19 protein-coding genes and 5 pseudogenes are annotated in these 19,094 nt (G+C 69.2%); 9 read left to right on the top strand and 15 right to left on the bottom strand.

Annotated features, from left to right (window positions below):
* Positions 1-37: 37 nt before the first annotated feature.
* The 6 genes and pseudogenes from OG870_RS02015 to OG870_RS01990 all read right to left on the bottom strand — a co-directional run bounded on the left by OG870_RS02015 (position 38) and on the right by OG870_RS01990 (position 4,399).
* The gene (locus OG870_RS02015; RefSeq protein ID WP_266927532.1) at positions 38-382 is read right to left on the bottom strand and encodes a hypothetical protein; all 345 of its coding nucleotides are present in this window, start codon (positions 380-382) and stop codon (positions 38-40) included.
* 69 nt (positions 383-451) lie between these two features.
* Positions 452-946, bottom strand: coding sequence for a hypothetical protein (locus tag OG870_RS02010; protein ID WP_266592848.1), 495 nt, complete (start codon positions 944-946; stop codon positions 452-454).
* 276 nt (positions 947-1,222) lie between these two features.
* Positions 1,223-1,708 (bottom strand): annotated as a pseudogene (locus OG870_RS02005) (helix-turn-helix domain-containing protein); the annotation flags it as partial.
* Positions 1,709-1,970: 262 nt separating this feature from the next.
* Entirely contained in the window at positions 1,971-2,828 is an 858-nt protein-coding gene (locus tag OG870_RS02000) for a hypothetical protein (protein WP_266845210.1), read from the bottom strand.
* A gap of 284 nt (positions 2,829-3,112) precedes the next feature.
* Positions 3,113-3,991 (bottom strand): annotated as a pseudogene (locus tag OG870_RS01995) (IS5 family transposase).
* Positions 3,992-4,036: 45 nt separating this feature from the next.
* On the bottom strand, positions 4,037-4,399 hold the full coding sequence (locus OG870_RS01990) for a winged helix-turn-helix transcriptional regulator (protein ID WP_266845208.1): 363 nt from the start codon (positions 4,397-4,399) through the stop codon (positions 4,037-4,039).
* A 96-nt stretch (positions 4,400-4,495) separates the two neighbouring features.
* On the opposite strand from OG870_RS01990, the gene OG870_RS01985 reads away from it, so the two are divergent.
* On the top strand, positions 4,496-5,377 hold the full coding sequence (locus OG870_RS01985; protein ID WP_266845206.1) for an NAD(P)-dependent oxidoreductase: 882 nt from the start codon (positions 4,496-4,498) through the stop codon (positions 5,375-5,377).
* A 517-nt stretch (positions 5,378-5,894) separates the two neighbouring features.
* Here the strand turns inward: OG870_RS01985 and OG870_RS01980 are convergent.
* Together OG870_RS01980 and OG870_RS01975 are read right to left on the bottom strand one after the other, a co-directional pair.
* On the bottom strand, positions 5,895-6,629 hold the full coding sequence (locus OG870_RS01980; RefSeq protein WP_266592854.1) for a DUF899 domain-containing protein: 735 nt from the start codon (positions 6,627-6,629) through the stop codon (positions 5,895-5,897).
* Between the two features lie 436 nt (positions 6,630-7,065).
* Complete coding sequence (locus OG870_RS01975) at positions 7,066-7,497, bottom strand: hypothetical protein (protein WP_328432688.1); 432 nt, start codon at positions 7,495-7,497, stop codon at positions 7,066-7,068.
* Positions 7,498-7,580: 83 nt separating this feature from the next.
* Between OG870_RS01975 and OG870_RS01970 the strand changes: the two genes are divergently transcribed.
* Positions 7,581-8,255, top strand: a complete 675-nt coding sequence (locus OG870_RS01970; RefSeq protein ID WP_266927877.1) for a helix-turn-helix transcriptional regulator — start codon at positions 7,581-7,583, stop codon at positions 8,253-8,255.
* 90 nt (positions 8,256-8,345) lie between these two features.
* Here the strand turns inward: OG870_RS01970 and OG870_RS01965 are convergent, their stop codons facing one another.
* Positions 8,346-9,176 (bottom strand): DUF2182 domain-containing protein, encoded by an 831-nt coding sequence (locus OG870_RS01965; RefSeq protein WP_266845202.1) that lies wholly within the window; start codon positions 9,174-9,176, stop codon positions 8,346-8,348.
* Between the two features lie 233 nt (positions 9,177-9,409).
* On the opposite strand from OG870_RS01965, the gene OG870_RS01960 reads away from it, so the two are divergent.
* Together OG870_RS01960 and OG870_RS01955 are read left to right on the top strand one after the other, a co-directional pair.
* Entirely contained in the window at positions 9,410-10,066 is a 657-nt protein-coding gene (locus tag OG870_RS01960) for a DUF1326 domain-containing protein (protein WP_266592858.1), read from the top strand.
* Positions 10,067-10,415: 349 nt separating this feature from the next.
* Positions 10,416-10,580, top strand: a pseudogene (locus tag OG870_RS01955) (SAM-dependent methyltransferase); the annotation flags it as partial.
* A 51-nt stretch (positions 10,581-10,631) separates the two neighbouring features.
* Here OG870_RS01955 and OG870_RS48000 read toward each other — a convergent pair.
* Positions 10,632-10,781 carry a hypothetical protein gene (locus OG870_RS48000; RefSeq protein ID WP_353962347.1) on the bottom strand — a complete coding sequence of 50 codons (150 nt, stop codon included), beginning with the start codon at positions 10,779-10,781 and terminating at the stop codon, positions 10,632-10,634.
* On the opposite strand from OG870_RS48000, the gene OG870_RS01950 reads away from it, so the two are divergent.
* Positions 10,776-10,910, top strand: coding sequence for a hypothetical protein (locus OG870_RS01950; RefSeq protein ID WP_266845200.1), 135 nt, complete (start codon positions 10,776-10,778; stop codon positions 10,908-10,910). The genes OG870_RS48000 and OG870_RS01950 overlap by 6 nt on opposite strands.
* Here OG870_RS01950 and OG870_RS01945 read toward each other — a convergent pair.
* Complete coding sequence (locus OG870_RS01945) at positions 10,904-12,088, bottom strand: permease (RefSeq protein ID WP_266592862.1); 1,185 nt, start codon at positions 12,086-12,088, stop codon at positions 10,904-10,906. The two genes, OG870_RS01950 and OG870_RS01945, sit on opposite strands and share 7 nt — an antisense overlap.
* Positions 12,089-12,632: 544 nt before the next feature.
* Between OG870_RS01945 and OG870_RS01940 the strand changes: the two genes are divergently transcribed.
* On the top strand, positions 12,633-12,971 hold the full coding sequence (locus OG870_RS01940; protein WP_266592863.1) for a hypothetical protein: 339 nt from the start codon (positions 12,633-12,635) through the stop codon (positions 12,969-12,971).
* Positions 12,972-13,262: 291 nt separating this feature from the next.
* Here OG870_RS01940 and OG870_RS01935 read toward each other — a convergent pair whose 3' ends face one another.
* Positions 13,263-13,433 carry a hypothetical protein gene (locus OG870_RS01935; RefSeq protein WP_266592865.1) on the bottom strand — a complete coding sequence of 57 codons (171 nt, stop codon included), beginning with the start codon at positions 13,431-13,433 and terminating at the stop codon, positions 13,263-13,265.
* Positions 13,434-13,894: 461 nt separating this feature from the next.
* Entirely contained in the window at positions 13,895-14,200 is a 306-nt protein-coding gene (locus tag OG870_RS01930; protein ID WP_266845196.1) for a nuclear transport factor 2 family protein, read from the bottom strand.
* Here OG870_RS01930 and OG870_RS01925 point away from each other — a divergent pair.
* The 3 genes and pseudogenes from OG870_RS01925 to OG870_RS01915 all read left to right on the top strand — a co-directional run.
* Positions 14,184-14,479 (top strand): annotated as a pseudogene (locus OG870_RS01925) (helix-turn-helix domain-containing protein); the annotation flags it as partial. The gene OG870_RS01930 and the pseudogene OG870_RS01925 overlap by 17 nt on opposite strands.
* A 204-nt stretch (positions 14,480-14,683) precedes the next feature.
* Positions 14,684-16,171 (top strand): hypothetical protein, encoded by a 1,488-nt coding sequence (locus OG870_RS01920; protein ID WP_266927537.1) that lies wholly within the window; start codon positions 14,684-14,686, stop codon positions 16,169-16,171.
* A gap of 59 nt (positions 16,172-16,230) precedes the next feature.
* Complete coding sequence (locus OG870_RS01915) at positions 16,231-17,115, top strand: lysylphosphatidylglycerol synthase transmembrane domain-containing protein (RefSeq protein WP_405626526.1); 885 nt, start codon at positions 16,231-16,233, stop codon at positions 17,113-17,115.
* Positions 17,116-17,258: 143 nt separating this feature from the next.
* Here OG870_RS01915 and OG870_RS01910 read toward each other — a convergent pair whose 3' ends face one another.
* The gene (locus OG870_RS01910; RefSeq protein ID WP_266592874.1) at positions 17,259-18,008 is read right to left on the bottom strand and encodes a response regulator transcription factor; all 750 of its coding nucleotides are present in this window, start codon (positions 18,006-18,008) and stop codon (positions 17,259-17,261) included.
* A 258-nt stretch (positions 18,009-18,266) separates the two neighbouring features.
* Positions 18,267-18,374: pseudogene (locus OG870_RS01905) on the bottom strand (FtsX-like permease family protein); the annotation flags it as partial.
* Positions 18,375-19,094 lie beyond the last annotated feature (720 nt).

Genomic DNA, 19,094 nt, shown 5'->3' with positions numbered 1-19,094 from the left:
TCTCCCGTCGGCCTCATCGCACCCCGCCACCGTGGCATCAGGGCACGCAGGGCAGCACGTCCACCGAACCTCCTGCAACTTCATTCTCCTCCTGGCGCCGCCGCTCTTCCTGGAGGAACTCGCCGATGCCTACGGCGACCCCGAGGTCATGAGTTGTCCCGTGACGGAGATGGACGAGGGTGGCCAGGAGCCGGCCGATGAACACCAGCCGGTGCTTCGCGCCGGCGCCCACGGCCTGCTTCCGCGGCCGGGAGACAAGCCTGGCCTGGTGAAGCTCTTGCCACAACGGGCCGACTTCGGCGACGAGTTCACCGATCACATCGGCCGTCAGGCCCGTGATCCGCCGGTTGCTGATGACCGCTGCACGAGTCGTGTTCCTCACCAGGCCACCACGCCACCATGATCAACGATCAAGGGCTTGACGCCTCACCGCCACCCATGCACGAGCTCGTTAGCCAACGCCCACCCTGGCGGAACGAATGCGGCGAGACCTCCACCAACCCCAGACCGTGTGGCCCACCAGAGCGACCGCAACGGCAACAGCCGTGAACCGAACGGTGGTCCAGGTGCCCAGAACAACCTGACTCGGCCCGCGCGACTCCATCTCCAGACGCATGGAGGTCTCATAGTAAGCCACCAGGGGAACAAGCAGCCGGAAGAACAGGCCGCCGATGCCCGGCACCTGTGCGAGGTTCCCCAGGAGCCCAAGGGGCGCTCCGAACAAGAATGCCAGCACACCCCAGAGGGCAATTCCGGATGATCCCGCACCTGAGGAATCCAGTCCACTCAGGGAGGCCAGGTTTCCCTTTGTCAGGTAGTAGGTCACGACACCGATAGCCAGCCCCAGGGGCGCGAGAACAACCGATTCGATTTTGGACCGGCGGAAATAACCCACCAGAAACGCGTAACAGGCCCACGGCCACCCACCGGTGAAAACGGCGCCCACGGCCGTACCTGGATGCCCGCCCCAATGCTCAGCGGTAGGCCCTATCAGGCCAAGCAACAAGCCAAGCCCGAGTGGCACCGCAAACGACGCGGCCCGAGCACCCCAAAAGTTCACTCTTTCCCCTTCCGGTCCTAATATGACATTAGTCCGGGCCCGTGTGTGTCCGGAGTAATGCCCCACCCGAGGGGGAATCGACCCTCATCGCGGTGGACATATTTATGCATTACTGTAATAGGAATAGCAGGTGTATGTCGCACCATTTGTTGCGTTGGCGTAGTCGTTTCGGTTGCCCGGCACCGGCCATCCGACCACAACGACGAAGAGGGTGCCGGCGTTGATGACGACCTGGTGATTGGTGGAGTACCGATAGTTCTTCGACTGCTCGGCCACCGCGTGATCGCGGGTGGGGGCACCAGGGTCCCGTCCACGATCGGCACAGTGCCCCTTGCGAACCGGCGGCGGGCCTACAAGGCCAGTAGAGGGCCAACGTAGCCGATGATTCGAGCGGCCTGCCGACTTCGAAAACCCGAACAACAGGGTCAGCTGACGAATGGTCAAGTTGGTGCGCCAGTAGGCCACGACCAAGAGAATGCGGTCCTCAAGCGGCAGGCCCCACGGACGCCCCGTCCGAGGTTGGGCTGCACTCTCGCCCAGCACCCCAGTCATCAACGTGCCGAAGCGGCGGGGGCTTAGCCCGGTGAATGGACCTATCCAAGACGGCTCCGACGCCGTGATCACACCAGCTCCGTGACCCCATCGGATCGGGTGGAACCACCGAAGCGGAAGCCTACCGAGAGGCGTATGCCCGCTACGCGTCCGCGCTGTGGCAGCTGCGACAAGCCATGCGCAAAGATACAGTCGCGACCTCGCTGAATCTTGAAGATCCAGTGCTCATCCGGGAACAGCTTCCTCCGGCCAACTGAGACGACTGAGCCAGCAGTTGAACGACAGGCTGAGTGAGGCGGGGAGGCTGCCCATACAAGGGCCTTGTCGCGGCGGATGGTTGAGGGATCAGGGAACGGGCTCAGTCCGTGGGGACGGGCGCGCAGACCGCGTACACGTCGAAGGTGGTCGTAGCGCCGCCGCCGTTGAATACGGTTCCCGTCGAGCCGGTTGGGGAAAGGGGCGCTCCCTGGGGGAACGTCTCGACCAACCTCACGTCGTCGCTGGCCGCGCTGACTCCGCCGCCGAGCGGCCTCTTGCCCGCGGTACAGTCCACGGCCGCGCTCGCGGTGGTTCCGACGGCCACCGGCACGTTGCCGACCCTGGCCACCTCGTAGCCTTCCCCAGGGCTGACGCGGGCGCAGATCACGTACACGTCCATGACGGACTCAAAGCCGCTTCCGTTGAACACGGCTCCCGCCCAACGGCGTGAGCTCGTGGGGAACGATTCGACCACCCTCATGTCGTCGTCGCCGGTATATACCCCGCCGCCGAGTGGCCTCTTGCCCGCGGGACAACGCATGGCCGCGCTTCCGGTGGTTCCGACGGCCACCGGCACGTTGGTGACTCCGACTGCCTCATAGTCCGCCTCAGGTCTGACACGCGCGCAGACCGCGTACACGTCGAACACGGAGTCGGTGCCGCCGTTGAACGCAGCTCCCAGCCAGCCGGTCACGTCGCCGGCCCCTCCCAAGGGGAACGACTCGATCAGCCTCATGTCGTCGTTCCCTGTATGGACTCCGCCACCGACCGGCCTCTTGCCCTCGGGGCAGTCCACCGCCGAAGCTCCGGTGGCTCCCGCAGCCACCGGCACAGTGGCGCTGACCACCTCGTAGCCGGACAGCGGGAAGACAGCCGCATCCGCCTGTGCCGTCGGCGCGGTCATCTCCCCGACCACCAGCACAAGCAACGCCCCCAACGCAGTGAGCAGACGCTTCATTCGGTCTCCTTCGATGGGCCAGGCGTCCCACCTTTTTCGGTGGTGACCGACTCATCGTCCTGCTGCTGCGCGCCGTGCTCGGGGCGCAGATGGGCTGTGCACCCGTCCGTGGTATCCCGTCCGAAGGCCGACGATGAATTTTCGAACGCCTCACCCGCCTCGACGCCGCACGCGCCCCCTGGCAGATGACACATCACCGCCGGCCGGCCCACCCGTCTCCGCCACAAGCTCACCGCGCTCGACCCGTGGTGGAACCCGCCCTGGCCGCTCACCTGGCAACGCTCCTACTGGGCTGCCCACCACACCCACCGCATGCCCGAGGGCGCCTCATAGCGGACCGCGAGCTTGTCATAGCGAGTGGCCACAACCGGTGACGCTTGAGGCGATTGATCCCGCACTCGACCGCGTGGCGCTCGCGGTAGTCGCGCGGGTCGAAATGTGGCGGCCGGCCACCGCGGGAGCCGGCTTCCCTGCGGTTACGTACATGGTCGGCCTTGTCTGGGATGCTGCAGCGGATTCCGCGGCGGCGCAGGTAGGCGCGGTTCTTGCGGGAGGCGTACGTCTTGTCAGCCCGCACTCGCTCGGGGCGGACGCGTGGCCGGCCCGCCCCGACGCGGGGCACACGGATCTTCTCTCCAAGACGGGTTCGAACTGCGGCGAGTCACCACGCTGCCCAGCCGTCACCACGATCGACACAGGCTTCTGGCCCTGCTCGACGGCCAAGTGCAGCTTGGTGGTGAACCCGCCGCGCGAACGTCCCAGTCCGTGATCAGGTGGCTCGGTGGCGACACCGCCTGGCGGTTCCTTCTGCGAGTCACCCCGCTTCCTGGCCCCGGCCGCATGCTGAGGGGCGCGGCACCCGTGGAGTCGACGCTCAGGTCCCACGTGATCGCACCCTTCGCGTCGGCCAGGGACTGGAGCCGGGTGAGGACTCGGTGCCAAGTGCGGTCCCGCGGCCATCGGCGGAACAGGTCGTAGATGCGGGCCCACGGCCCGTACTCGAAGGGGACGTCTCGCCACGGAACACACGTCCGAACCCGAAAGCGTATGCCGTCGATCAGCTGCCGCCGGGTCCACACCCGCGGACGGCCCGCCCTCGCCCCCTTCGGCAACAACGGCTCCAGCATCGCCCACTGTTCATCAGCGAGATCTCCCCGCCCCATGAATCTCGAGCATTCGTGCCCCGAGATCCACTTTCGATATCTGGCCTAGCCCGACTTCTCCGCTCCCCGTCGAAGGGTCGGCCGCTCGCGGCCCCAGGCGGCCAGCGGCTGTAGTGCGTCGTTGAGGCGTATGCCGTCCTCGGTCAGCGAGTACTCGACGCGGGGCGGCACCTCGTCGTAGGAGACGCGGTGCACGACGCCGTCCGCCTCCAGCTCACGTAGGTGAGAGGCCAGCACCTTCTCGGTGATCCCCGGAAGCAGTCGACGCAGCTCGCCGAAGCGACGGTGGGGACGCTCGTGGAGCGCCCAGAGGATCAGCACCTTCCACTTGCCGCCGATCACCTCCATCGCGGTGTCGATCCCGCAGACGTGTCCGTCTGGTGTGCCCGGGCGGTTCAGCGTCGTCATGCCTCACCCTTCTGATGTGCTCGCTCACCTCGAGGTAACCACCCACTACCAAGTGCGTACTTGATCACCTCCGGACCTGTGGCCAGCCTAATCGGCATGGCACAGAACACTGTTGAGAAGACTCCCGTCACGATGCTGGGTCTCGGCGCGATGGGCGCCGCGCTGGCCCGCACCTGGCTAGCCGCCGGCCACCCACTCACCGTCTGGAACCGCACCCCAGCCCGCGCCGCAGCGCTCGCCACCGAGGGTGCAAGGGTCGCGGACACCGCCGCTGAGGCGGTCGCGGCGAACACCCTGATCGTCCTTTGCCTGCTGGACGACACCTCGGTCGATGAGGTGCTGGCCGGCACCGACCTGGCCGACAGGGACCTGGTCAACCTGTCCACCAGCACCCCCGCCCAGGCCCGCGCCCGCGCCGAGTGGGCCCGCGAGCGCGGCGCCCGCTACCTGGACGGCGGGATCATGGCCGTCCCTCCGATGATCGGCGTCTCAGAAGCCGGCGGCTACGTCTTCTACAGCGGCTCACGGGAGCTGTTCGAGCGGCACCAGGAGACCTTGAGCGTTCCGGCCGGCACTACCTACGTCGGCGAGGACGCGGGCTTCGCGGCCCTGCATGACGTGGCCCTGCTCAGCGCCATGTACGGGATGTTCGCCGGCGCCGCACACGCCTTCGCCCTGATCCGCAAGGAGGACATTGACCCCGCGGCGCTCGCCCCGCTGCTCGCCGACTGGCTCATCGCGATGGCCCCGGCAGTTCACCAGACCGCCGACCAGCTGCGGAGCGGCGACTACACCAAGGGCGTCGTCTCCAACCTCGCCATGCAGGTGGCCGGCACGCCAACCTTCGTGAGCACCGCCGAGCAACAGGGTGTCAGCCCGGCACTGCTCAGCCCGTACTTCGAGCTGATGCGCCGCCGCCTGGCCGAGGGCAGCGGTGAGGAGGACCTAACGGGCGTGATCGACCTGCTGGTGAACTGACCAGTCACTTGCCGCCACAGAAGCGACCGTGCTGGTCACAGAGGTCAACGAGACACTGCGACCAGCACTTGCACAACACGCCCCAGGCGTCGGCTGCACGGTCGGGTGGCATCTGAACTGACTTGCCCTGTGGGGTGGGTGGGAAGCATGTCGCTGTGCCCAAGCCTTTTCCGGAAGAGTTCCGCGAGGATGTACGAGGAGGCGTGGTCACTGCGAAAAGGAGACGCCGCAGTAAGGCCACGCGACGCCGCGAAGCCAAGCAACGGTCCATGCGATGCTGAAGCTGCCCCCGTCCGCCTCACGGCTGGCTCCGCGGTATGGATGCCTTGAGTCCACTCGGCGTCGTGGCGCCAGTCCGTGACGTACCCGGCCACCTGCTCGGCGACAGTGGGGATCACGCGGGTGCGGACCCGTCGATCGTCATGGAGCTGCCACCTCGTCCTCGTATCGGCGAGCTCCGGGTTCACCGTGTGCTGAGTTCAGGATCCCCACATGCAGGTCGGGACCAGACGACCATTCAGGTCTTGCCGTACTCGTCGTGGCGGCGCAGCCAGTGGGTCTCCTCGCCCTCCTCGTGGCGGCCGAGCGGCGCGCGGTCGAGGAGCCCGTAGTAGGCCATGGCGGGCTCGAGGCCGCGCGCGGTGGTGACGTACGTCCGGTACACGGTGCCGTCCGAGAGCGCGTAGGCGCTCAGCCCTGGCCCCTCGGTGACGTAACTGCGTACGTCCGTGCCGGACAGCGCGGCCATCTGAGTCACGGTCGGCGGGATGTCGCCCTCCAGGAATGGCCGCAGCTCCTCCTCGGTGTACTGGAAGCCGAGGTCGCGGTGGAAGTCGCTGCCGCCCGCGGAGACCCAGCCGAAGCTCCAGCCCATCCGGTCCCGGTACGCGAGGAGCTTGTCGATCGGCGCCCGCGAGGAGCAGATCAGCGTCACGTCGCGGGCCTTGAGGTGGACCACGTTGGGAGAGAGGGTGTCCGCGATCGAGGAGCAGACCGTGCATCCTGCCTCGTAGGGCGGGCCGAACATGAAGTGGTAGACGAGCAGCTGTGAGCGCCCGTCGAAGAGGTCCGTGAGCGACTTGGGCCCGTCCTCGGTCTCGAAGCGGTAGTCCTTGTCGACCGGCACCCAGGGAAGCGCCCGCCGCTTCCGCGCGAGCTCGTCACCACGCCGCGTGAGTTCCTTCTCCTGCGCCAGCAGCTCGGCTCGGGCTGCCTCGAATTCCTTTTGTGTGCCGACCTTGTGCTCGGGCATTGCCTCTCCCTCCTGTGTGGGAGCAGACCTCCGGACTGCGTGTGGCCGCCTGCAGCGGCTGCCGGTCGTGACTGCATCGGCGTACCCGTCCGTCCTCCCGTCCACCGTACGCGTGCAGCGTCGGGCCTTCGACCCGACTGACGGCGCTCGCCTTTGCCATCCATGGCATCAGGACGAGGCCCCCTTGAGGGGCCCGGCGCGGTCACGGTGACGGGTCCTCGTGTTGGGGCAGGGCCGGGTGATCGGCACAACTGTCGGCACCGCGTGACGGGCCTCGCTGTAGCCGACATGACCCGCGCGACGACCCGGACACCCGATGAGTTGGAAGGCTCGGGTGCCTGTACGCAAGCCGCGTAGGGCGTTCGAGGGGCGCCTGGGCAGTTCAGGGCGGGTGAGTGCGGCCGCTCACCCGCCCGGGTGTGCGCGGGGCGCCGGGTCAGCGCGGCTGCCGCGTGGCGTGGTAGTGGCCGGCGAGCCGGGCCAGGGCGACGGCGCCGAGCAGGAGTCCGAAGTCGCGCAGAGCGATGTCGTAGTAGCCGGGAATGGTCAGGAGGTTGACGATGATGCCCGCGAGCCAGCCGGCCACCAGCCAGCCCCCGAACCGCGGGGCCACAGCGACAGTGATGCCTGCGACGATCTCGATGACGCCGACGGCGTACATGGCGGCCTGGGCGCTGCCCGGAACCAGGCCGTTGATCCACGGGGCGAGGTACGTCGGCCAGTCCACGAGCAGATTGGCGAACTTGTCCAGGCCGAACAGGATCGGGGCCACGGTGAACCCCGTCCGGAGGATCCAGAACGCCTGGTAGGCGGGGTCAGCGGCCAGGTTGCGCCGGGGTGTGACCGGGGCGGTGGTGGTGGACGACACGATGGCCTCCTTCTATCGACAACTTTCATTAACGATAGAAGCGTGGCCCGCCTCTTTAGTCAATGGCTGTTGGTTTTACACTGGTGTTCGTGGACCACTCGAAGGAAGCACCTGGCGGTGACGTCTCCGCGGTCGCAGTCCTGGACGAGCCGACCCGCCGTCGGCTGTACGAGCACGTAGTGCGCCAGGCCGCCCCAGTGGGCCGCGACGAGGCGGCCCAGGCCCTCGGGCTGGCGCGGCAGACGGCGGCCTTCCATCTGGACCGGCTGGCCGATCAGGGGCTGCTCGAGGTGGTGTACGAGCGCCGCAGTGGACGTAGCGGCCCGGGGGCGGGCAGGCCCGCGAAGCTGTACCGGCGCTCGAACAGGGAGGTCAGCGTCAGCCTGCCCGAGCGGCGCTACGGGCTGGCAGGGCGGCTGCTGGCGCAGGCGGTCGAGGAGTCCGACGCCACAGGTGAGCCGGTCCGTACGGTGCTCCACCGCAAGGCGGCGGAACTGGGCGAGCAGCTGGGCGCGCAGGGAATCAGCCTGACGGACCTGCTGGAGAGCCACGGTTTTGAGCCACGTGGCGAAGGTGACGCGATCCTTCTGGGCAACTGTCCCTTCCACGTGCTGGCGCGGGATCACACCGAGACGGTGTGCAGCATGAACCTGCACTTGCTGCGCGGGGTGCTCAAGGCGCTGGGCGAGAGTCGACTCGAGGCGTGCCTGGCGCCGGCGCCCGGACAGTGCTGCGTCCGTCTGCAGTCGAGCGCCTGATCAGGGAGAACCTGCGTGGCAACTGCAACTGCAACTGCAACTGCAACTGCAACTGCCGCAAGGGCACCCGGCGGGATGATCGACAGCCGGTCAGGACACCGGATCCAGCATCTGGTCCATCGACGGACCCGACATCTGCAGGCCCGGCAGCAGCCATTCATGGTACGGGGCCAGCACGGCCAGTACCAGGAACACGACGCCCACCGCCCAGCTGAGCCAGGGACCGCCCCGCCACAGCTTCTCCAGGAAGATCACCGCCGCCAGACCCGCCATCGCCGCCACGTTCATCACGCCGAGCGGGATCAGGACGATCATCAGCCCCCAGCAGCAGCCGACGCAGTAGAGCCCGTGGTGAGCGCCCACTCGCAGGTCCTTCGCCCAGGGTCGGAATCGCGCGTACCGCAGCAGCTGGAACATCGGACTGCGGCAGTGCCGCAGACAGACCCGCTTCAGTGGCCCGAACTGCTGAACTCCCGCGAGCAGGAACACGCCCGCACCGATCCAGCGCCCCGCCTCGGGGTGATCGTCGACCAGGTGCCCGGTCGCCGCCAGGGCCCCGTACACGAGCAATCCGAACCCGGCCCAGGCCAGCAGATAGCCGCCGACGAACTCCGTGAGGCGCAGCGCACGGATGCGGCCCGCGGTGCTGCGGTTGATCGTCTGGACCCAGGTGAGAGCCACCGGTGCCAGTGACGGCAGCATCATCGCCGCCATCATGACCACCCACAGGAGGAGGAACAGCGGGAGCGCCAGGCCCATGGTGCCCGGCTCCATCCCCATGTCGCGGGCCTGTGCGGCCGTGAGCACCCACGCCAAAGCGGCGATCAAAGTCAGGAGAATCCAGCCGAGGGCCAGATCGCGCCTCGGCAGGAGGACTCCCGGGCGGGTGGGCTCCGGTGGAGCGAGCCGGAGATGCGGCATGGCGTGCCTCCCAAGGATGCCCGCCGTTCCGGCGGCCGTGGCGAGCACTCCGAAGACATCTTCAGCAGAGCACACAATCACGGGTCTCAAAAGCCGGGGGACCGAGGCCATGACGTCCTGTGCGCGTGGGGCCCATCAGCTCCTCTCGCCTCCGGAGGGCACTTCGCTTTCGCGTCGGCGAGGCGCACTCTGGAAGTGACGCCGCTCCGTGGTGGTGGGAGAGGAGGAGCGAGATGGCTGAGCAGACCAGCAGCAGCCCGCCCTGGCGTGTGGTCGGTGACTGGTTCGACGCCTGCAAGTGCGCCATACCGTGCCCGTGCACATTCGCCCAGCCCCCGTCCGAGGGCGATTGCGAGGGCGTGCTCGCCTGGCACATCCGTGAGGGACGGTTCGGGGAGGTCCGGCTCGACGATCTGAATGTCCTGATGCTCGCGTCGTTCACCGGAAACGTGTGGACCGGCGAGCACACCGACCCGTATGCCGCTGTCTTTGTTGACGAGCGGGCCGATGACCAGCAGCGCGCCGCACTCGGCGCGATCTTCGGTGGGGAGGCCGGCGGCTGGCCGCAGCAGTTCGTCGAGGTGTTCGGACCCGAGATGCGTGGCATGGACGTCGCTCCCATCACCGTCGAGGTCGACGAGGACCTGGGGTCGTGGCGTGCCGAGATCCCCGGCCGGGTCACCGCCCGTGCCGAAGCCCTCACCGGTCCCACCACGCCTGACGGGGCGCGGGTCCAGGTCCACAACGCCCCCGGTGCCGAGGTCGGCCCGGGGCAGATTGCCACCTGGGGCCGGGCCACCACCGACCAGGCCGACGCCTTCGGCTTCAACTGGAGCCGCAGCGGCAAGTCCAGCAAGTACTTCCCCTTCGACTGGAGCGGCCCCGACTGACGTGCGATCGGTCGGCCCTCAGCGTGGCCGATCGGGCTTCCTGAGCCGCAGGCACCAGGGAGCGGTCCACAAACGCGGCGTTCACGTTCACGGTCCGGTCCGGTCATTCACGGTCCGGTCCGGTCCGGAGGGGCGGCGACCAGGGAAGAGCCCGAAGACGGCCACCAGCACTGAGGCAATGTCGGCGAAGGGGAAAGGGGCGAAGACCGAAAGGGGCATCGGTCCTCGTGATCAGTGTTTCTTGTCCTGGGGCGGGCGCCGTCCGTCCACGTCCGCCTGTGCCACCCGTCTGCTGCAATACCTAGTGCTGTGACCGGAAACGTTCACAGCGTTGGTGGTGGTCGAGTGTTTGGTGCGGGGAGGTGATGATGCGCTGCCGCCGGCCGAGGCTTCCTGCGACCTCATCACGTATGCCCGGTCCTGGCAGTGGACCGGTCCCGGCCGGTCTGTCCCGGAGGCGTTGCGTGTACTGCGAGCGGGCGGTGCGCTGGCGGTCTGGTGGAACACCACCGCCAGGACGCCCGGGCGGCGGGCGTTGGCGTTGCGCCAGCGCAGGTAGGCGTGCTCACCGCGCCCGACACGCAGGTCGGTGGAGGTGGCCTCTGCCGCAGCGGCCGTCTCTGGGACAGTCGTCATCGGAGGCGCCGACCACGGCCGTCATGTGCCGCGAACCCGTGTCCTTGGGGCCGCCGCCGAACGGAGCCAGCGCGTGCATGCCCCGCAGTCCGGCGAGCAGCCCGAATACCAGCAGCGCCCGCCGGCGCCGCAGGGGCGGCCGGGGGAGGTGCTGCCGTGGCTCGTCATCGGGCTCTTCCTGGACAGGAGTGGGACGTCGGCTCAGTGATGGTGTCCGTTCTGCATACGGGCGTGGCCGTGCTCGTGGTCAGCGTGATCGGGCGAGCCGCCCATCATCCGCAGCATGGACGATCCGCCGGTGCGCCAGAACCGTGCGAGCAGCGCCGCGGCCAGCAGCAGGAAGGTGATGTTGAGCCAGGTCGTGTAGTTCCAAGTAATCCCCTCTTCTGGGATCGTGGCGTCGGCCTGGTCGGGAATCAGCCCCAGGCCGCCGAAGGAGAACTCGACGACGTAGCCGGCGACGGTCATCGCGGCGAAGAAGGTGACCAGCAAAAACGCTGCCATCCGGGCGCCGTAGTACTTCCGGTAGATGTTCAGGATCGGCAGGATAAGCAGGTCGGCGTAGATGAAGGCGATCACACCGCCGAAGCTGATGCCGCCCTTCCACAGCACCACGGCAAGCGGCACGTTGCCGATCGAGCACACGAAGGTCGCGATCGCCACCAGCGGCCCGACGAGCGGGCCGACCAGTTTGGCGGCGAGCGGATGGCCCTCCAGGAAGAACGTGCGCCAGAAGTCGTCCGGCACCCAGGCGGCGATCGCACCCGCGATCAGCAGCCCGGCCACCAGGTCGCGCAGGATCGCCGCCCACTCCATGACGAAGATGTGCGCCACGGACGTGAACCCGTCCCGGGAGAACAGCCTGCGCGCGAAACTCCCCTCGCCCTGCACCGACATGTCCATCGCCGCGTGGCCCTCCATGGAGCCGGACAGCCCCTGCTCTGCCTGCTCACGCGCTCGGCTCAGCAGCCGCTCGCGCAGGAAGAGCCGGAACAGCACGGCGAGCACGACGATCATGACCGGCCCGCCGACGAACTCGGCCGCGGTGAACTGCCAGCCCATCAACAGGGCCATGATGATGCCGAGTTCGATGACCAGGTTGGTGGAGGCGATCTCGAAGGCCATCGCCGCGGTGAAGTTCGCGCCCTTGCGGAACAGCGAGCGGGCCAGCGCCACTGCCGCGTACGAGCAGGACGAGGAGGCCGCGCCGAGCCCGGCGGACAGGGTCAGGGTGCGCGGGCGGTCGTCGCCGAGCAGCTCTACGACCGTCGAGCGGCGCACCACCGCCTGCACCACGGCGGACAGTGTGAAGCCGAGGATCAGTGCCCAGGTGACCTCCCAGGTCATCGACCCGGCGATGGACAACGCGTGGCCGATCGCATCCACAGCTCGGCACCCTTCCCGTGGCGGTTGCGTCCACCGTGAGTATCCCCCTGGGGGTATGTTCTGTGCGGTTGTCCGGAACGTCGCCGGCCGTGACGGAGAGCTAGTGCCCCGGCAGGCAACGTTCGCCCCGTCGCGACGCCCGGCACGCTCCCCCACTGCCTTAAGGGCGTGGGAGGTGCCCCCACTCGCCGCACCGGGCACAGACCCAAGTACGTCCAGTACGAGGGCCCGCACCCGGCACGCCGAGAGCACGCACCGGACGCCGCTCCTTTGCGGGCAAACGTTGCCTACCGGGGCACTAGGCCACCCGCGACGCCGACCTGGAGCGCTACCTTTCCGACCTGCTCCGCAGCCGCGAACGGCTCATGTCGACGTTTGAGGCCGACGACTGGGCCCGCAGTGAGGCCATACCCTCCGAAGAGGAGGACCGCCGCGTCCGCCGCCTGATCAACCGGGTGAAGGCAGACCTGGACGACCTGTCAGAAGACTCGCTGGCGAGGCCTGGACCCTGCACGAGGGCTACCGCCTGTACAGGGTCGGCACGATGTCCCCGACCGCGCGCGCGTATCGGCTTATCCGCACCGTCATCCACCGCAGCTACCTGCCTGGCGAACGGTTCATGACCCGCTTCGAGATCGGCCAGGCCTTCGACATCGGCACCAAGGAGGCCGCGGCCGCGGTGCGTCGGCTGGTCGCCGAAGGGCTACTGGTGGGGCCGCGCGGGCAGTACGTCAACCACTCCAGCCGCGATTGGCAGCGCCGACGTGTCAAGCAGCTGCGCGAGCGCGCCAAGGACCTGCGCCGCGAGGCCCTCGAACTGATGAAGACGGCACGGGAGATCGAGCAGCAGATGGCCACTTCTGACTACTCCAAGGTCACGTAGTCCCGTTCCGTGATCTGGCAGGTGCCTGTACGGACCGTCTCGTCTGAGAGCAGTGTGAACAGGCGGTTCCGGCGAACGCGCGGTCCGCCGCGGCGGCATCACGTCCCGTGAGGTGGGCGGCCGCGTCCAGCGAAGCGGACAAGGGCCGGCGCATGGCGGTGCTGAACTGGTACGGCGCGTCGGTAGTGATGTACCGGTCGGCTGTGACCGCGAGGCGTCCGGGCTTTTGCGTAGCGGACTGTCCACGCGGGAGGCGTGAAGCCACCGTTCTTCCTGGCCCTCCCACCGCTTCTACGCGCCGACTGCCTCCATGCGGAGGGCGGCCGCGATGGTTTCCCAGGCGGTCCCGCGGACCCGTTCGGCGATCACCGCGGTCGCCAGGAACGAGTGCTGCATCGATGCGCAGATCCGTGCCGCCTGGCGTACATAGTCACCGGCCTGTGCCAGATCCTCGCCCATCATCTGCGCGTACCGGCCGAGTTGCGTCGCACGGGACTCGACCCCCGAGACCAGGGCGATCCTGTCGAGGGCGGAGTCGGTGTCGGCAGCCTGCTGCCACCCGTGTGGCTCACAGAGCCGGTCCCCCGGGCGGGCGACGGTTGAAGGACCGTGTGTTGAGGGGCCGCGTGGCTGGTCTCCACCGCCGCGTTCCCCTGCCGTGTCACCAAGGACGCAGCGTCGCCCCCCACGCGCACGGGTGAATCCCTCTCCCGTGGCCTCCCTTGATGGGGCTATTTGGATTTCCCCACCCGATGCTCGGGGTGGCCTCGGAGTTGTTCATGTTGGATCCCCAGGTGTGCCTTGCTCCCGAACTGGAGGGCTGGCCAGCCCAGTGGTCTGGGTGGCTGGGCACGACGGTTGGGAACAGCGGTCCGGGGCGAGCGGCCTTCGCGCATACGCGGCAACGGGTTGCGTGGGGCAACTTAGGGTTCGATGACGAGGCGTTCGATGAGGCCGTCGCTGAGTGTGAACTGGTAGCGCAGATCGATGGTGCCGCCGGGGAAGTTGCCCTCGAGGTGGTGGGTGGCGATGTAGCGGGTTGCGTCGGTCTGCTGGGCGTGGGTGAGGTGGATGGTGTAGGTGAATTCGGTGGCGGATCGGTTGAGCCACGCCTCGATCGCCTCGGTGCCCTCGTAGGTGTTGCCGTCGTCGATCACTGTGGCTTCGCGGGTGAACGCCGTGATTGCGGTGGCGGTGTCGTGGGTGCGGTGCGTCGCACCGGCGCCCACCCGCCGCATCCTGGACGAGTACGCCGAGCACGTGCCCGCCGGCCGGAGCGACGCGAGCGAGGACCCGCGGCTGACCTCCCTCACCGACCGCGAGCGTGAGATCCTCGTCGCCATCGGCAAGGCTGGACCAACGGCGAGATCGCCGCCCGCTTCGTCGTGTCCGAGTCCACCGTGAAGACCCACGTCGGCCGGGTCCTCGCCAAGATCGGTGCCCGCGACCGCATCCAGGCCGTGATCTTCGCCTACGACCTCGAACTCGCCCGTCCCGGTACGGGGTGAGCGGACGGCGGAGGCCACTCCAGCTCGTCGGCACTACGCCGTTCGGGCCTGTCGTGTGGGCTGCTGCCTGTCAACTCCCTCACTTTGGAGAGGTGAGGGGGCGCTTCTCACCCGCCTCCAACCGACGAACCGTACTGTGAGAGGTCCCTCCTACGAAATGTAGGAGAAGATGATTCCGGGGCGCGTGACGACGAGAGGCGCAAGATGGCCGACGGCTCCAACGTCACGAAGACCAGTGCCCCTCGCACCGGCCTCCCACCGCGGACCGCCCGGCCTCGGGGCCGATGGGGCGAACCGTGGCTCGCGGCCGTCGCGGGGGCTTTCACGCTTGCCCAGCTCGTCCTCGTACGACCGGATCTCGGTCTCGGCTGGGACGAGACGGTCTACGTCAGCCAGGTCAGCGGCCACGTTCCCGCCGCATTCTTCAGCGCACCCCGCGCCCGCGGCATCTCTCTCCTTGTCGCGCCGATTGCGTCGTGGTCGCACTCCACCACCGTTCTGCGGGTCTACCTGGCGATCCTCTCCGGTCTGGCCCTCTACTTGGCCCTGCGCGTCTGGCGAGCTCACGTCATGCCGCGCGTCCTGGCCCTGGCGGGCGCCTTGTTCGCCTCCTTGTGGGTGACGGTGTTCTACGGCCCGCAGGCCATGCCCAACTACTGGGTCGCCGTAGGAGCCCTGACCTGCGTCGGCTGTTTCGTTCGTATCCGGGCGAACGCAGGTGACCGGGCAGCCTGGTGGGGTGTGTTCGCGGGCGCGGCGCTGATGGCGTGGATGCGCCCGATGGACGCCGTCTACGTGGTACTGCCCCTGCTCGCCCTCGCCCTGCGCCGACCCCGCCTCCTTGCCGTGCTGGTCGCCGGACTCCTGGCCGGCGCCGGTGAGTGGGTGATCGAGGCGTACCTGAGCTACGGCGGCCTTTCGCAACGTCTCTCCGACGCCTCCCGCATCCAGGGCGGCCTCGGCTGGCACCTGGCGGTGGTCGACCAGCTGCGCAGTCTCGGCGGGCGCACCCTCTGCCGCCCCTGCACCGGATCGGCCCCCAACCCGGTGGTGACCCTGTGGTGGTTCGCGCTGCCGGTCCTCGCCGCGCTCGGCGCGGTGGCCGCCGTCCGCGCCCGGCACGCCCGGCCCGTCCTGCTCCCGCTGGCCTGCGCTGTCACGGCTGCTGTCCCCTACCTGTTCCTCATCGGCTACGCGGCCCCCCGCTTCCTGCTGCCCGCCTACGCCCTGCTTGCCCTCCCTGTCGCACACGGCCTCGCTCACCTGGTCAGCGCCCAGGCTCGGGGGACCGCGCGGAGCCTCGCCGTGAGCCTGGTGGCGGCCGGCCTGGCATGCCATCTGGCCGTGCAGTACGTCGTCCTGGAACGCACCGTGCACGGTTCTGTCGCCAACCGTGACGACTGGTCCCGCACCGCGTCCGCCCTCCACGCGCTCGGCGTACGGCCGCCGTGCCTGCTCAGCGGCTACGAGGCCGTGCCGATCGCCTTCTACACCGGTTGCGGCTCGGCACAGACCGCGGGCCACGACGCCAGCACCACGGTGCCCGCACTGACCCAGGCCGCCCACCGGACACCCGTCGCGGTTCTCGCCCCTCCGGGAGACGGTCCGCCCGCCTACGCACGCACCTGGCCCCTGGAGAGGGCCGGCGTCCTCCACGCCTATGTCGCTCCCTTCGTCCGGCAGGGGCGGTGACTCCGGTGGCTGTGTCGGACTGCGTGCCCGTGACCGCGGGCAGGCGCCTCTGTCTCCGGTTGGGGATCACTCTGGCGGTGCTGGTCGCCGCGGGTGCCATGCTCGCCGTGCACCGGGCCACGCTCGACAGCGGGACCGACCAGCTGGCCGCCGCCGATGGGGAATGGCTGTTGCTCGCCTGCTGCGCCACCGTCGCCACGTGGGTGTGCGCGGCTGTGGCGCAGCAGGGGGCGGTCATCGAGCGGCTGCCGCGGGGACGGCTGGTGGCCGCGCAGTTCGCGGCGTGCGCAGCCAACCACATCCTGCCCGCGGGGGCCGGGGCGAGCTTGGTCAATCTGCGGTTCCTGACGCGGTGTGGCTTGTCCACCAGGCGCTCGGCGACGGCGCTGGCCGTGAAGGCGGCTGTCGGCGGGATCGTCCGATGCGTGCTGGGCGTGACACTGCTGGTGGCCTCGCCGGGCGCTGTCCCGCTGTCGGCGCGGGTCCCGAATGTGCTGGTCCTGGCGCCGGCGGCGGTGGCAGCCCTCGTGCTGGCGGTCGCGGCCAGCCGCCGACTCAGGCGGGCGGTGGGGCGGGCCGTGGCCGACGTGCGGGAGGTGCATCGCTCCCGCGGGCGGGCCTGCGCGCTGTGGGGCGGCTCGGTCGCGTTCGCGTTGCTGCACGCGGGCGTTGTCGTGGCCGTGGTCCACGCGCTCGGTCTCGCGCTGCCCACGAGCCATGTGGTGATGGCCTACCTCGTAGCCAGCGGGGCGGCGGCGCTGCTTCCCACGCCCGGAGGACTGGGGTCGCTGGACGCCGCGCTCGCCCTGGCGCTCACGGCCGCCGGAGCACCGGGGCAGACGGCGATCTCGGCGGTCATCGGCTACCGCCTGCTGACCGGCTGGCTGCCCATGGCCCCCGGCCTCCTGGTGCTGGGTCTGCTGGCCCGCCGCTCCGTCCTGTGAATCGCCTCCAGGTGTCGTCGACTCGCGGATGGCGGGTCGACTTCTTCGGTCTGCCGGTTCTTCGATCTGTCGGCGACGGGCAGCCACCGGGGCACGGAGCCGGCGAGCGTGGTGCGCCGTGAGGCGGAGCCATGGGCCCCTTCTCACCCTGATGGATCTGCCTGCCTGTCCAGCCGGTACCCGTGCCCCCGCAGCGTCGTGATTTCCGGCAACCGGGCCGGGCGCCCGCCTGCCTCGGCAGCCTCCGTCAGTCGGCGCCGCAGGCCCGCCATCGTCACGTCGAGGGTCTTGGTGGACCCGAACCAGTTCTCGTCCCAGACCTCGGCCATCAGCGCCTCCCGCGACACTGCCTCGCCGACACGCTCTGCCAGCACCGCGAGTAGGTCGAACTCCTTTGCCCGCAGCGGCACTTCGACACCGTGCAGCGCGCAGCGCCGGGCCGCCACGTCGACGACCAGATCGCCCAGCCGCACCGGGTCCCGGGCCGGGGGCGCCACCGCGTGCCGCCGCAGATGCGCCCGCAGCCGGGCGAGCAGCACGGTCAGGCTGAACGGCTTGACGAGGTAGTCGTCGGCCCCGGCGTCCAGTCCGGCGATGACGCCGATGTCCTCGGTCCGCGCGGTCAGCACGACGATCAGCAGGTCGGGCAGGCGGGGGCGCAGATACCGGGCGACGTCCAGACCGTCCATGTCCGGGAGTCCCGGGTCCAGCAGCAGTACGTCGTACGGGGCCCGGGTGGCCTCGGCCAGCGCGCTTGCTCCCGTGCGGCACCATGTCGGCGCGTAATCGTGGCCGAGCAGGCCGGACTCCAGGTGACGGCCGATGGTGTCGTCGTCCTCGACGACGAGGACGCGCAGGCGGCTGCTGCGGTCCGGTGTTGCGGGCATGCGCATGGTCGACAGCCCAGGAGCGGCCCGGCCGAGGGGCTCGCCGTCGGTGCAGGTTGCGTTCACAGGTCGCGGAGTTCTTCCACAGCGGGGCGGCGGGTGCTGCGGATGCCGTTGAGGGCTGCGGCGAGAATGGCGGCGACGGCGGCCGTCGCGGTGAGTGCCAGGGACCGACAGGCTCGCGGGCGGGGGATCGAAGACCCCGGTCAGGACCTTGACCAGCATCTGTGACAGGGCCCAGCCGATCAGGGCGCCTCCGGCCAGGCCGCCGGCGGCCAGCAGCAGGGCCTCGGTGAGGACCATGCCGCGCAGATGGCGTACCCGCGCGCCGAGGACCGTGGCGATCGCGAAGGTGCGGCGGCGCTCCGCCAGTCCGAGGGCGAGGACCAGCCCGCCGGCAACGGCGGCCAGCAGGACGGCGAAGGCGAGTTCTATGCGGGTCAGGCCGACGAGGTCGACGGAGGTGAGGCTGGTGCCGACGGTGCCGCGGGCCTGGGTGAGGTCGGTGACGGTGGCACCCGGTGCCGAGCTGCTTGCTCAGCTGTGCGGCGATCTGCTTCTGGTGGCTGCCGCCGGTGTCGAGGAGGAAGGCGCCGACCGCGTCGCTGCCGGTGGCCTTGGTGATGTAGGAGGCGTTGGCGACGAAGAAGCTGTCCTTGGGGGCGGTGGGGAACTCCTTGGCGATGCCCGCGTAGTGGAAGGGGACGGTGCGCAGTGCCTTGGTACGGGCGTCCTGGATGCGCAGGTTGACGGTGTCGCCGGGGGAGAGCTGGAAGTCGTTGACGGTCTCGACGCTGACCAGGAGGTCGTCCGGGCGCTGGGCGAGGCGTCGCATCAGCTGGTGGGCGCTGCCGCCGGCGAAGTAGGCGTCCTGGAGCGAGGTGGCCCGGGTGATGGTGTCCGGGCGCACGCCGTAGAGGTCCTGCAGATCGGAGCCGACGTGGGCGAAGCGGTGCTGGAGGGGTTCGACGTGCCGCACGCCGGAGATCTTCAGGGCGGAGCCGGCACCGGATGGCACTTGGGCTCCGGGTGGTTCGGTGACGGTGACGTCGGCGCCGTTGGTCAGCCGGGCGTCGACTTCGGACTGCTGCT

The organism is Streptomyces sp. NBC_00461, from assembly GCF_036013935.1.
Taxonomy (GTDB): domain Bacteria; phylum Actinomycetota; class Actinomycetes; order Streptomycetales; family Streptomycetaceae; genus Streptomyces.
This window is presented reverse-complemented; position numbering and strand designations above follow the sequence as displayed.